Below are 14,756 nucleotides of genomic sequence, written 5' to 3' on the forward strand. Positions count from 1 at the left end.
GCAAGGTAAGCAAATTGGTTACAGGGCCATTCTGGCGAGCCGGAAAAAGCGGATGGTGAGCAGCAGGGCAGCCACGCTGAGGCCTACCAGCAGACCTACCCACACGCCCGCCGCATCGTAGCCGAAGGTGAACCCCAGCAAATAGCTGGTGGGCAAGGCAACCAGCCAGTACGAAAACAAAGTAATAAGCGTGGGTACGTTCACGTCAGATAAGCCGCGTAATGCGCCAATGCCAACGACCTGTACGCCGTCTGAAAGCTGGAAAAAGCCAGCCATAAACACCAGCGTGGCAGCAATGCGGGCTACCTCCGGTGCGTCGGTGATATACAGATTGACAAGCAGGTTGTTGAACAGCAGGAAGATAACACCCGCAACACCCATGAGCAGGATCGACAGCATAAAGGCGGCTAACCCCGCCCGCCGGATACCGGCCTGATCCCCCCGCCCCAGGGCCGACCCCACCCGAATAGCCGCCGCCGACGAAATGCCCGTAGCCATCATGTAGGTCGACGATGCCATATTGATGGCGATCTGGTGCGCTGCCAGCCGGTCGGCACCCAGCCAACCAATGATGACCATAGCCGCCGTGAAGAGCGCGATTTCAAAGAAGAATGTAAGTCCGCTGGGTAAACCGAGTTTCAGGATGGTGCGCACGTCATCGGCGATGGGCAGGCGCAGAAACTCGGGGTTGAAATAGGCCCGAAAGTTGACCGATCGCCGAATGTACCAGAGCATGGCGGCCGCCATGAACACCCGCGACAGCAACGTAGCCACGGCCGACCCCTGCGTACCCAGTTCGGGAAAGGGGCCAATGCCGAGAATAAAAATGTAGTTGAACAGGGCGTTTAGCACGAGGGCCGCAATGGTGACTGTCATGGCCACGCGGGTAAACCGAAGACCATCGCAGAGCTGGCGCGCCGCGATGAAAATAAACAGGGGTACGTTCGACGCGCTCAAAATGAGCATGAAGGGCCGCGCCAGTTTGTTGACCTCGCTGCTTTGTCCCAGCCACTCAAAATTCAGCGCCACCATAACTACCACCACACCTAGCGCCACACTTAGCAGTAACGCCACCCGAATTCCAGCTCGGTAACTGCGGTGCACGTCGGCCGCATTGCCCCGGCCGTTGGCCTGCGATACCAGTGCCGCCACTACCGTAAGTCCACCAATGCCGATACTTGACAGCAAAAAGGACATGGAATTGGCCAGCCCGGCTGCTCCCAGCGGAATGGCACCCAATAATCGGCCCACAAACAGGTTATCGGTAACACCCATGAGCACGGTACTAAGCTGGGCAATGACAATGGGAATACTGAGGCGGAGGGTATCGGATAAATCGGCGCGGAGCGACATGACCAGGGGGCAATGAACAGTTATCAGTTATCAATGTTGGATGGTTAGGCAATAGTTCATCACTGATAACTGCTTACCTTTGTTTTACACAAGAATCAGACGTTCGCTTGAAAGAATACGGAAGTAGTATCGAGAAAATGGTCAAGTACCTACTGACCATCGAAGATCGCGAGAAGCGCACCCGGCAGGCGCATATCTTAGTGGAGCTGATGCGGCAAATTCACCCCGGCATGAAAGACGGGCAGGATTACTATAATAAACTGTGGGATGATCTGTACATCATTTCGGAGTTTAAACTGGATGTCGACAGTCCGTTTCCGCCGCCCTCGCCTGAGGTGCTGGGTAAGAAGCCCAAGAAGATTGAGTATCAGTACCAAAACCTGAAGTACAAACACTTCGGGCAAAACATAAATCTGCTTGTCGAACGGGCCATCAACACAGAAGACCCGGAAGAGAAGCGCGCCTTTGTCTCGTACCTGACCCGGTTGATGAAGACCTTCTACATGGCCTGGAATAAGGAGACGGTAGAGGACGAAACAATTTACCAGAGCCTGCTCGACATTTCGAAAGGGAAACTGGCTGATGACATTCAGCTTATCCGGAATGAGGGACTGGTTGAGGGGTCGCCGCGCGAGCGCACGGAAGATCAGCCGCAGAAACTGGGTCGCCAGCCGCAACTGAAGCCCTATGCCGGCAACTACCAACCGCAGCAGCAGCGCAACCGGCAGGATCGCTCCAATAACTCGAACCGTGACGGCGGACCGCGAAACTTCCGGGGTGGTAACAACGGTGGTAATAATCCCAACAACCCGAATGGTGGCGGCAATCGAAACTTCCGGGGGGGCAACAATCCGAATAATTCCAACGGCGGTGGCAACAACCGGCGGCGGGGCAGATAAGTCAATTAGCAGGTGTCAATGAGCAAGTAGCAGGCTTCGCCCGATCGACTAGGGTCGTCGATGGAGCCTGCAATTGGTCATTGATTGCTGGTAACTGATTGCTGATAATTGATCATTGTTAATTGATAATTGAAAAATGGCATCTTTTAAAATTACCGGTGGTCGTCGACTTTCAGGCGAATTAGTACCGCAGGGCGCTAAAAATGAGGCGCTGCAAATTCTTTGTGCGGTACTGCTAACGAAAGAACCCGTTACGATCCACAACATTCCTAACATTCGCGACGTAAATCAACTCATCGAACTGCTGGGCGATATGGGGGTTTGGGTGACCAAAATCGGTGAAAGTTCGTACCGGTTTGTGGCCAGCGATGTCAACCTTGAGTTTCAGAATACCGATGCCTATAAGCGAAAAGCGGCGGCCTTACGCGGTTCGGTCATGCTGTTGGGGCCTATGCTGGCTCGCTACAAGCAGGGTCGGATTCCCCGGCCGGGTGGCGATAAAATTGGCCGTCGCCGGTTAGATACGCACTTTTTGGGCTTCGAAAAACTAGGTGCCAAATTCCATTTCGACGGCGACTTCTACCGCGTAGAAGGCGACCAGTTGAAGGGTGCGTACATGCTCCTCGACGAAGCGTCGGTGACGGGTACCGCCAACGTGCTGATGGCCGCTGTCATGGCCGAAGGAACGACTACCATCTACAACGCCGCCTGCGAGCCTTACCTGCAGCAACTGAGTAAGATGTTGAACCGGATGGGCGCTAAGATTTCGGGCGTTGGTTCCAACATGCTCATTATTGAGGGTGTGGAAGAGCTGCGCGGCACCGAGCACACGATGCTGCCCGATATGATCGAGATCGGCTCGTTTATCGGTATGGCCGCCATGACGCAGTCGGAGGTGACGATCAAAAATTGCCAGATTCCTGAATTGGGCATTATTCCCGACGTTTTCAAGCGACTGGGTATTCAGCTTGAGTTCCGGGGCGACGACATCCACGTACCTGCTCAGGAAGTATACCAGGTTGAGACCTTCCTCGATGGTGGGATGATGACCGTATCTGACTCCCCCTGGCCCGGCTTCACGCCCGACCTGCTGAGTATTGTGCTGGTTACGGCCATTCAGGCAAGCGGCACGGTGCTGATTCACCAGAAAATGTTTGAAAGCCGCCTGTTCTTTGTTGATAAGCTGATTGAAATGGGCGCACAGATTATTCTCTGCGATCCGCACCGCGCCACTGTCGTGGGGCTTGGGCGACACCAGCAGCTTCGTGGCATTCGCATGTCGTCGCCCGACATCCGGGCGGGAGTATCGCTGCTAATCGCCGCCATGTCGGCCAGCGGCACCAGCATTATCGATAATATCGAGCAGATTGACCGGGGGTATCAGAACATCGACACGCGCCTCAACGCCATCGGTGCCGACATCATCCGGCTCTAAGCCAGGTACGTTAGCGTCTATCTAAAAGGCCATTTCCGTAAGGGAATGGCCTTTTTTAATGCGTTGGCGATAGGAGGGGAGGCGTGTTTAACGCTTAATCAAATTCTGTAGGCAGCACGCCGATATACAGTAACTTTCGATACTCTATCCCAACCCGTTACGTGAAGCACCCACTACTTTTTTTACTAGCCTTTTTGGCTGGTATGCAGGCCGTATGCGCCCAGAAACGCCCCTACCAATTACTGATGCAGGATGATCACGTCCGGTATCAGGACGTGAAAGCCGAGTTTGACAAGGCTAGGGAAACGGAAGAACGAGTTAAAGAAAAAGCGATTCGTAAAGCCCGTCGTAAGTCACTGCCCGAGCCGGAATTTGAAGAGAACGAAGACGAAGCCAAGTTTTATCGCTGGGAACAGTGGCGACTGCGCCACCTGGGGCCCGACGGCTCCTACGATCCCGCCTACGTACCCAGCGAACTAAACCGATTCGAAAAAAGTCAGGCCAGTAGTCGGGCGCGGAAGGCCGCCAACCCGGTCTGGAAAGAACTTGGGCCTTTTACGGCACCCACAACATCGCTTAATAACAGCAGTCACCTGCTGAATGGCTACAATGTGGGGCGGCTTGGCGCCGTTGCATTCCACCCTACCGATACCAAAACGATCTACAGCGCTTCGCCGGGCCGGAGTAATTCAACTACGGGGGGGCTCTGGAAAACCATCGATGGGGGAGTAACCTGGAAACCACTGTTCGATCAGGGCAACAACCTGATTGTGACCGACGTGGCCGTTTCGACTCGTACACCGCAGCTTGTCATCACTACCGGTAGCTGGTTTGCCGCAGCAGCTACGGGGGGTACAGTAGGCTACGGTATTCAGAAATCGACTGACGGGGGGCTCACCTGGGCGCACTTTCCCTTCCGAATCCAGTATGAGCCGGGCAGCAGTGGGGCAACAACCGCAATTGGCCGGGCTACCAACATCGTGATCGATCCGGCCGACGATAATCACCTGCTGGTCATCTGCCAGAATGCTGTTCTGTATTCGCTGGATGGTGGCCTGAATTGGGTGAAAGCCGTCACGCCCATCGCCGAGCGATTGGCGAACTACACCGACATTGAGCTAAAGCCGGGCGATTCGCAGGTCGTGTATGTGGGGGGCACTGGCCGTGAGCAAACGTTGCGTTCGACCGACGGGGGAAAGACGTTTACCCAGCTTGATCTGCCCTCCGTGATCGACGCAGGACCCAGCGGGCGGGTGGAACTGGCCGTGACCGATGCCGCTCCCGATTATCTGTACCTGCTCAACGGGCAGGGGACATCGAAGCATGCGGGCCTTTATCGCCTGAATACCGCTACGGGTGCGGTACGGGTGATTGTACCCAAAGGCAGTCGATTTGCCACCAATCAGGAAGATCGGGACGATACCCAACTTTACTGGTGCCAGTCGCTGGGGGTATCGCCGGCCGACACCAGCGAAATGCACGTGGGTATGGTGGCGCTTATGTCTTCGTTCGACGGGGGACGTACCTGGGAATACCGGCACGGCTGGTCGAGCAGTAAGGCCGGCGATGTGCACTCCGATGTCAGCAGTTTTGCCTTTCAGCCAGTCACCAATCGATTATTTGTTACCTCAGACGGTGGCCTGAATGGAGCTACCGGGAAGCGGGGGGCACCTTACGAGTTTTTCAACAACATTGCCGTGTCGCAGATCTACTTTCTGGCGCAGTCGGCTACGGTTTCCGACCGTATGCTGATCGGTCTCCAGGACAACGGCTCTAAACTGTTTACCAACGGTACCTGGCAGCAGGTTGGCGGGGGCGATGGCATTAGTTGTATTATCGACGATGCCAACCCTAACGTGTACTATGCCACCTCGCAAAATGGCTACCTACTGCGCGTGGCCAATGGCTTTACTACGTACCTGACACCTACCGGCATCACTAGCGAAAACACCAGCTTTTATACTCCGCTCGATTATCACCAGGCTTCCAAAACACTATTTCTTGGGTCGAATAGTCTATGGCGAAAAAATGAGCAGAACTACCTTTCGCAGTGGGAAAACGTGAAGACCTTCGAAACTGGTGAAACCATTCAGGATGTGTTTGTGGCCCCGTCAGATGTGAAAACGATCTATGTCCGAACCTTCAAAACAGGCGCCAGCTACCGGTTCTATTGCAGCACAGACGGAGGCGCTACCTGGGAGCGTGTGCTTGGCGATAGCTTCGATGCTTACATTTCGTCCATGGTCGTAAGCCCAAGCGATCCTAAAACCATTTACGTGTCACGCTATGTATTGGCCGAGTCGACCTATCATGTGATGAAATCGGCGGATAACGGACGTACCTGGACTAAACTAACAGCGAATCTGCCGCGTATCGCCGCCAACGCAATTGCCATGCAGGAGGGCACCGATGAAGCGCTCTACGTGGCGCTGGATCAGGGTGTGTACTACAAGGACAACAGCATGAGCGAGTGGGTGCGGTACGGCTCGGCGCTGCCCAATGCAACGCCCTACGATCTCGACCTGGACTATGCCGGTGGCAAGCTAAAAGTGGCTACTCATGGCCGTGGCGTTTGGGAGACAGACCTGGCTGTGCCGGTTGGTCAGGTTACGGCTCTGACCGCGGCGCGTAGTCAAGTGTGCGCGGGGGCCGCTATGCCGGTAAGTTTTCAGGTGTCGAAGGGGAATTTGGGGGTCAACAACTACACTATTCAGTTATCCGACGCCAATGGATCATTTGCCAATCCGCAGGTACTTGCAACGGTTGCGTCTACTACAGCCAGCGTTACCATACCCGCTACGGCCCCGATAGGTACTGGTTATCAGATTCGGGTGCTGCGCAACAATAACATCAGCACGGCCGATACATCGGCGTCATTCTCGGTGCTGAACCTGCCCGGTGTAACGCTCAGCGCACCCGCCGAAGTGGTGTATGGCAATCCGGTGAGTGTTACGCTCGCTTTCGCCGGTTCAGGACCGTGGCAGTACAGTCTGAACGGCGATACACTGCGCTCGGTAACAGCCAGTTCGCTGGTGCGGTCGTTGTCTATTGCGCAGGCAACAAGCTATCAGGTAACTAGCCTGAGCAACATATGCGGAGTAGGGGCCGTTTCGGCCGCGCAGCCAGTTGCGGTAATACCCACGCTGGCTGTACAAAACTTCTCCACAACAACCCTGTGTGCGGGGCAGGGCGGTTCATTGTCGGTAGTTCAGGGTGGGGCGTTTCTGAACTCATCGGGCTACCTGGTGCAACTCTCCGATGCCTCGGGTAGCTTTTCGGCGCCACTGGAAGTGGGAAATGGCACGCAGAATAGCCTGACGTATACCATTCCGGCCAATCAGCCAGCAGGTACTGGGTATCGGTTACGCGTTGTTGGAAACAAGGCTGAAAAAGTAGACGTAACGCCCACTGCTGCCTTTGCGGTGAACGTGTCGCCTACGGCCGTTCTATCAGCCTCGGGTGACCTCAGTATTCTCCAGACGACCAGCACAACGCTCCGCCTCACCTTCACCGGAACACCGCCCTACACCTTTACGCTTGCAGATGGACAAACCGGAACAACTGCCGTGTCGCCGTTCGAACTGACCGTGAAACCCGATAAAACGGCAACCTACGGACTGGCTGGTGTAGCAAACGGCTGTGGTTCAGGTACGTTCTCGGGAAGTGTTGCCGTTACCGTAATTCCGCTGCTGGCCGTCGACCCGGCGCGTGGTCCGGTGATCACGGTCCTGCCTAACCCCACCACCGATCAGGTACGTGTTGAAACCAGCCTGCCGGGTATACACGCGCTGGTGCTGTATGACGTGCTGGGCCGTGAACAGATTCGACGCACCTTTCAGCAGTCGGCGGATGTGGGGCTGCGGGTGCTGACAAAAGGCATCTACATCTACCGCGTTATCTCGCCCGACGGGGCCGTTGAGGGGCGCTTATTAATTGAGTAAAGGCGCGTTGCTTCGCTGGCGAATGTTTGTTTAGGGATCACCAGCGAAGCAACACCTGTAAAGCATTCGTTATTTCGACGTGAACACCTTCACCCAGTCGACTTGCATGGTGCCGGTAACGATCTGGCTGGCGGTGGGTGGTGGATTGCCAAAGAAATAGCCACCGACGGCCAAGTTAAGGATGACCCGCTCCGATTTGCCAAATAAGCTGCCGATATAGCCACCCGTTTTGGTGTCGACAATCTGCCCATCCAGCATGTATACGAGCTGGCTTTTCTGCCAGATCAGCTCATACACATGCCAGCAGTCGGTGAGGCTAACATTGCTGGTAACTACGCGCGAGAAATCGCCGGAAAGGGCTACACCTGCTTTACGACCGTAGAAGTAGTTGGTCGAAAAATTGTAGGGCTCGTTGCCCCGCGCTTCCATAATATCAATTTCGCCCTGGGTGGGCCAGGGGTCGCCGTATGCCCAGAATGCGGGCCACATGCCATATCCGGTGGGAAGTTTAATGCGGGCGCTGATCCGCACCTTCGGCGTAGTTGCATTTGCCGACACGAGGGCCTTACTCTCAATGCGGCCGGACGTGAACGAAAAGCTGGACGGTGTCGGGTTGCTGGGCAGGGTGGGGCCAACAACGGTTTCGCGCTTCGCAACGATAGACAGTATACCGTTTGCCAGTTGCAGGTTCGGTGCCTGATAGAGCTGAGCCTCGGCGTTATAGGCACCACCGGTCCAGATCGTCCATTTGCTGAGGTCGGTCGAAAAGTCGTCTTCAAACGTTTTGCGCCAGCCCGCTGCCACCACGGCTACTTCATCGAACGGCGCATCACAGACGCCAATGGCCAGGGGGGTAATCGCGCTTTGGCGGGCGTTGGCTGTTGTTGGCTGTTGGTCAATGGCTTGTTCGGTGCAACCCAACAGGCTCGCGAATAGTAAGCTGGTTACCAGCAGGGTACTTCGTCTTGAATAGCTCATGAATAGGATGATGGTTTAGGAAACTACTAAGATAGTAACGTATTGGGTTTTAGCTTACCGTTTGCCCCAAACCTTGCCAGACGCCCCAAAAAGCGTGCTTTGGGTGTGGTCTGTCCATACGTTTGTGTCATCAATCGAAACGACTTTCACGCTATGAAAACGCTGCTGACCTTGCTGCTGATTACCCATATCGCCGCTGGCTTTACTGCCCTGGTGGTGGGGCTCATTCCCATGTTTGTACAAAAAGGCGGTCGACTGCACAACCGGTCGGGGCTGGTGTATGTCTACTGCATGATCACCGTAGCGGTTACGGCATTGCTTCTTTGCGGACTTCAGCCCTTTAAGATGATGCGTTTGTTTCTGACTGGGATCGCCGTGTTCAGTTTCTACATGTGCTTCACTGGATGGCGGGCAACCAAAGCAAAGAACGGCCAGCAAACTGTGCTCGACAAACTACTTACCTACGGAACTTTGCTGGTGGGCATAGCCATGATTCTGTTTGGCACGTACCTGCTCACTCAGCGGGGTCTTTCGTTCCTGCCCATTGTGTTCACGTTTTTCGGGGTACTGACGAGCCAGTTCGCCTGGCAGGATAGTCGGAAGGCGCAGCGGCCGTCGCTAAAAATGGGCTGGTACTTTCAGCATTTCGTCCGGATGGGTGGCTCGTATATTGCCACATTTACGGCGGCAGCGGTCACCAACGTACCCAGACTGATGCCCGCCAATGCCCCGGAATGGACAACTACACTCATCTGGATTGCGCCATCGGTGCTGGGTGGCCTGCTTATCAGCCGTACTGTTCGTTACTACAAACAAAAATTTGCATCTAAATCAGCGGGTATGGCTGTTTCGTAGGTTCGGGCTGTCCGTTACCTTTACAATTTACATGTAGGGTAGAGCGCTCCGATTATGAAAATCGCATTTATTACCGATATACACATTGCTGGCGAGGGTGAAACGCCGGCAGGCATTGATGTACGGGCCAATTTCCTGAGGGCACTCGATGCTGTTCGGGCGATGAAACCCAACTGTCTGGTAATTGGTGGTGATCTCTGTTTCGACGTGGGCGTGCGGGAAATCTATAAATGGATTTATAAGCAGCTGCAAAACGATCTGCCCTGCCAGTGGTACGCCATCCCCGGAAACCACGACGACTCAGTGATGATGGCCGAGGAACTCCACCTGACCCATCACCTGACGGGCACCGAACTTTACAGCGCCGCGCCGCTCGACGGCTACCCTGCCTTATTCCTCGATTCATCAAAAGGGGTATTCTCCGATGCGCAATGGGCCTGGATAGCCGATGAATTGGCCGTGATTAGCTACAACGTACTGATTTTCTGCCATCATCCCGTATTGCCGGCTCATGCGCAGTTTATGGACACGAAGTACCCGTTCCGCCAGCAAAATCAGTGGATTGAAACCACCGAAGACCTGCCCTGCCGGATGCAGGTAATCAGCGGACATTATCATACGGAAGCAACCGTAATGCGGGCCAACACAACGGTACTGGTCACTCCGTCGACCTATATTCAACTTGACCCGCACACGCCTGAGCTGAAGCTCGTTAATGCGGGGCCGTACCTCCGGGAAATTGATGTAACCACCAACGGGTTAAGCAGCCGGATTATTTCTTTCTAGACTAAAAGGGAGTACCGAGTCTGGGAAGTTGCCTCAAGGCAACGACTTCTCAGACTCAGTACTCCCTCTTTTAATGAATTGCCAGACTCTACTTTGACGAATAATTCGGTGCTTCTTTCGAGATCTGGATGTCGTGCGGGTGGCTTTCTTTCGAACCGGCCGTAGTGATCTTTACGAATTTGGCTTGCTGTAAAGCCGCAACGTCGGCGGCACCGCAATAGCCCATGCCGGCTTTCAGACCACCTACCATCTGGTAGATGATTTCGGCTACCTTGCCTTTCACCGGCACCCGACCCACAATCCCTTCAGGAACAAGCTTCTTGATATCGTCTTCGGCATCCTGGAAATAGCGGTCTTTCGATCCTTCTTCCATAGCTTCAACAGAGCCCATACCGCGGTAGCTCTTGAAACGGCGGCCTTCAAACAGAACAACCTCGCCGGGTGCTTCTTCGGTACCGGCCAGTAAGGAACCGATCATCACCGTGCTGGCACCACCGGCAATGGCCTTTGTGATGTCGCCTGAGAACCGAATACCGCCATCAGCAATGATCGGGACCCCCGTGCCCAGCAGCGCCTTAGCTGATTCGTAAACGGCCGTTAACTGGGGCATGCCGATACCGGCAATAATCCGGGTGGTGCAGATACTCCCTGGACCAACCCCAACTTTCACGGCATCGGCACCGGCATCGGCCAGCGCTTTCGCTCCATCGCCCGTCGCCACGTTGCCGGCAATAACCTGCAACGCAGGAAACTTCGTTTTGATAGTCCGAACCGCGTCGAGCACACCCCGTGAGTGGCCGTGTGCGGTGTCCAGGCTTACTACGTCGACACCGGCTTTTACCAGCGCTTCGATGCGTTGAATGAGGTCGGGCGTTACGCCAACGGCCGCGCCAACGCGCAGGCGACCCAGTTCGTCTTTGCAGGCGTTGGGGTGGCTTTTACGCTTCAGAATGTCTTTATACGTAATCAGACCAACGAGTTTGTAAGCTTCATCGACGATCGGCAGCTTCTCGATTTTGTATTCCTGAAGCATGTTTTCGGCGTCTTCAAACGTCAGGCCGACCTTCGCGGTGATCAGATTCTCGCTGGTCATGATATCGGTAACGGGCAACGTCAGGTCGCGCTGGAAACGGAGATCGCGGTTGGTCAGAATGCCAATTAGCTTGCCGTCTTCATCGACGATCGGAATACCGCCGATTTTCGACTCCCGCATGATCCGGTGGGCATCCGACAGCTTTGAGCCGGCAGTAAGGGTGATCGGGTCGATGATCATGCCACTTTCTGAGCGCTTCACCTTGCGGACCTGCTCGGCCTGCCGTTCGATGCTCATGTTTTTGTGGATCATGCCGATGCCACCTTCCTGGGCCATGGCGATGGCCAAATCAGATTCGGTGACGGTATCCATTGCGGCTGAAACGAGCGGAACGTTCAGGCGGATGGTGCGGGTAAGCTGAGCGGTGGTATTGGTATCTCTCGGTAGGACCTCCGAGTAGGCGGGGAGCAACAGTACGTCGTCGTAGGTGAGCGCTTCGTACAGAAACTTGCTGGTGTCTAAGCTCATGGCAAATAAGCAGGGGGTGTTATTTGCCGGACAAAAGTACTACTATTTGCCGGAACTTAGGTAATGGAATTGTTAACTGTTGACGATATTGTTAAATCAGGCCCGGTCGCTCGTTTACTTCCCAATACAGAAAGTAAATACAGCTTATTTTATACGTTAATGCTCTGTGAAATAGGTATTTATATTTTAATTTTATAAAACGAGGTACAAATAGTGCTCAAATAATGCATTGTATTAGAGTAATGTAATGAAGGTACAGTTCTGATAATGAAAGATGTTTGATTTATAGTTAACAGAGTTCCTGCAAATTAGTGATGTGCTGTAACTAAAGATTGTATCTGTAGATTGATGGCATAGTATTAATGTGCTGTTTGTAATGATTGAACTTTAAATGTAGTATCGAAGTATTTTATGAAATACATTTGCAGTACGTAATGATTGCTACTGTTACTAGTGAAATAGTAACAGTAGCAATCATTAGTAAACAAAAAAGCCCTGTTTCTAACAGGGCAGGTCTTTTACAGAGTGCTAAAATGCAAAGTACCCAAAAGGTGTTAGTGCGTAATTTGGTAAATTAAGCTGGCGATCGCAACGCCAACCCCAATTACATCTAACCCCACTGCAAACCAGTTACGAAGTTTCTCAGGCTCATTAACTGGTCCGCGTTTTCCGAGAATCGGCGCCCTTCTAGGCGCCTTTTTTCGTTTTTTCATCTAACCGCCGGGTGGAGGATAACGATGAGGCAAACGGATGCTCGTGCTTTTCCACACGGCCTAATAAAGGTAACCAGTTATATAGCGAAAAATTCGCCTGCTCAACAAGTCCTTTGAAAAGTGAAACTTGATCAGGTACCTTAATTATTGGTTAAGAACTGAATATAAGTAACTTATAATACTCTACAAGCTAGTTACCCTAAGAAAGGTACTACTTAAAAAAATCTAATACCTGGAGCCTGCTCTGATCTGCTAATCAGTCCATTGAGTGTGCCGCGAAAGGGATATGCTCAATTATCGGGGTCGGTGATCAAGGGCGTAAATGGTATTCCACTACTTATTAATGCCTGAATGAAGAAGTTGCCGGACTACAAATGTGGTACGCCACCATGACGTAATTGCCAAATCAGAATCCGCTTTCAGCCTGCCAGAAGAGGTCCAACTAAGGCGCTTTGTATAATAGGAAACGTTTTGCCTGTACGTGTTGGTCGTTAAGACCTCAAGCTCAATTTCTGACCACAGTATCATTACTTCACTTTCAGTATGTCTTTCCACATATTCATATACCGCCTTGACATCCACTGCTGTTTGTGGTGTCAGGTCGGATCGTAGCCCGCAGCAGCAAGCCGGATCTTATTCTGGGCGCCCATGTTGTTATTTACCTTTTCCCATGAACTGTATCAAGTATTAAATCAATACGATCAAGGAAGCTCGAGGAAAACAAGTGATTGTGGAAGCAGTATGGACAAAGCAGAAGTTGTTGATTAAAAAACAAAACGAAATCCGCTTCTTGAAAGGTGTTCAACGAACCACATTGCTCACAAGGTCCATTTAATTCTGTAGCGATTGCATTCAAATCCTTTGCCAGCTTTTCCCTGTTTTTCTTAAGATTTTTAGGGTAGACTAAATTGAGGATACCGATTAGGCGCTGAAAAGACCTAACGGTTTTAAGAGCACTGTATTCTGGCATCCAGCTAAATACTAGTTCATCAACAACGTGAGCGGCATATATGAGCAGGTACGGAACAAACTGGTAGTAATGTTCCCAATAGCGCTTATAATCTTCTTTAACTGAGAAAATAAAATTAAAACTTTGATTATCAGTAGGGTATGCTTTGTGGTTAGTTACTATGTGCAAAGCGTGGTTTGTTATACCGTTTATTCCAGTCGCAGCTTCCTTGTCATATCTTAGAGCAAAAACAGTATCGCTATCGAATGCGCTCAATGGCCGGGACTTCTTAAAAACATTCTGGATTATCTGTCTGCGGTCAAGGTTTGCTCGACTTGGGTCATAAAGTTTGGGATCGCCCAGATGAAAATATAAGTCAATAAAGTTTGTACTGTCTGTAAGAAGTTGTTCGAGAATTAAAAGTTCATCAGTTAAGGGTTTGCGAAGTAAAGCATATGCTACTGCCATCTTTCCTCTTTGGGCACAACTTAATGATTCATACATGAAGTTGGCAAAATCGGCTATAATGGAAAAGTAGATATGTTTGGTTAATATTTCTGTCAATTCACCATTTAGACCGTTCTCTTTGAGAAAGTCAAGAGCGTGAACGTCTCCAGCATTGAACTCACTGACAAATTTTTGATTGGCTGGATCAATAGGGAACTCAACTGTATAGTGCTTAAGAAAATGGCTGTCGGAGACAACGCTTGTAAACTGGTCATATATAACGGCGCACAGATTATTTATTGACCTGTATTTTTTGGGTAGAGGCGACTTTTCGCTGTCTTTTAATGTGAGCATAGACTACGAAAGTACGGATTAACGAAAACACCCCGGCCAACGTCGGGGTGTTTTCGTTAATCTGAGTAACTTGTTAGACTGGCTTTACTACTGTCTCTAATAAGTAGTACTAATACAGGCAGATGTCAGACCCAATTGATAGCCATTATGTGTCGGTGGCTGCTACCTCTTGTCTGGCTGCGACGAGCCCCCACGGAAAGGTTCTCATAGTGGAAATTTTGTGTTGACTCAATCCTCTGTTCAAGCACTGCCTGGTAGTGATATAGGGATACCAGAAACAACGTGCCGTTGAATGATGGATTAAACTGTATTAAGTAATGCTTCTCTTCTGCCAGATGAAAGTCAAGAGCTTCTAATTCTTCGTTAAGTGTCGACAGTTCATTCTCTGTTCTTGGGTCTACCTGCTAGTGCAAATTTTGGCAGTACGATCTGAGGGCGTTGCTGATTGCGTTTCCTGCTTCGATTTCAATGGTAGATGAATTGAT

General features: G+C 52.0%; 9 protein-coding genes. 5 read left to right on the forward strand and 4 right to left on the reverse strand.

Annotation, left to right across the window (positions count from 1 at the left end; translation table 11 throughout):
* Positions 1-18 precede the first annotated feature (18 nt).
* Positions 19-1,353, reverse strand: a complete 1,335-nt coding sequence (locus tag F7231_RS01460) for an MATE family efflux transporter (protein WP_166690656.1) — start codon at positions 1,351-1,353, stop codon at positions 19-21.
* A gap of 65 nt (positions 1,354-1,418) precedes the next feature.
* Between F7231_RS01460 and F7231_RS01465 the strand changes: the two genes are divergently transcribed.
* The 3 genes from F7231_RS01465 to F7231_RS27680 all read left to right on the forward strand — a co-directional run bounded on the left by F7231_RS01465 (position 1,419) and on the right by F7231_RS27680 (position 7,628).
* Entirely contained in the window at positions 1,419-2,252 is an 834-nt protein-coding gene (locus F7231_RS01465) for a DUF4290 domain-containing protein (RefSeq protein ID WP_085410295.1), read from the forward strand.
* Between the two features lie 136 nt (positions 2,253-2,388).
* Entirely contained in the window at positions 2,389-3,687 is a 1,299-nt protein-coding gene (gene murA / locus F7231_RS01470) for a UDP-N-acetylglucosamine 1-carboxyvinyltransferase (RefSeq protein ID WP_085410294.1), read from the forward strand.
* 161 nt (positions 3,688-3,848) lie between these two features.
* The gene (locus tag F7231_RS27680; RefSeq protein ID WP_166690657.1) at positions 3,849-7,628 is read left to right on the forward strand and encodes a T9SS type A sorting domain-containing protein; all 3,780 of its coding nucleotides are present in this window, start codon (positions 3,849-3,851) and stop codon (positions 7,626-7,628) included.
* A gap of 69 nt (positions 7,629-7,697) precedes the next feature.
* Here the strand turns inward: F7231_RS27680 and F7231_RS01480 are convergent, their stop codons facing one another.
* Entirely contained in the window at positions 7,698-8,606 is a 909-nt protein-coding gene (locus tag F7231_RS01480) for a glycoside hydrolase family 16 protein (protein ID WP_166690658.1), read from the reverse strand.
* Positions 8,607-8,759: 153 nt separating this feature from the next.
* Between F7231_RS01480 and F7231_RS01485 the strand changes: the two genes are divergently transcribed.
* Together F7231_RS01485 and F7231_RS01490 are read left to right on the forward strand one after the other, a co-directional pair.
* Complete coding sequence (locus F7231_RS01485; protein WP_166690659.1) at positions 8,760-9,461, forward strand: DUF2306 domain-containing protein; 702 nt, start codon at positions 8,760-8,762, stop codon at positions 9,459-9,461.
* Between the two features lie 54 nt (positions 9,462-9,515).
* Complete coding sequence (locus tag F7231_RS01490) at positions 9,516-10,247, forward strand: metallophosphoesterase family protein (protein WP_166690660.1); 732 nt, start codon at positions 9,516-9,518, stop codon at positions 10,245-10,247.
* An 88-nt stretch (positions 10,248-10,335) separates the two neighbouring features.
* Here F7231_RS01490 and guaB read toward each other — a convergent pair whose 3' ends face one another.
* Positions 10,336-11,808 (reverse strand): IMP dehydrogenase, encoded by a 1,473-nt coding sequence (guaB, locus tag F7231_RS01495; protein ID WP_085410289.1) that lies wholly within the window; start codon positions 11,806-11,808, stop codon positions 10,336-10,338.
* Between the two features lie 1,371 nt (positions 11,809-13,179).
* Positions 13,180-14,271 (reverse strand): hypothetical protein, encoded by a 1,092-nt coding sequence (locus F7231_RS01500; protein WP_166690661.1) that lies wholly within the window; start codon positions 14,269-14,271, stop codon positions 13,180-13,182.
* Positions 14,272-14,756: the final 485 nt, after the last annotated feature.

Origin of the sequence: Fibrivirga algicola, assembly GCF_011742925.1 — a bacterium.
GTDB lineage: Bacteria > Bacteroidota > Bacteroidia > Cytophagales > Spirosomataceae > Fibrella > Fibrella algicola.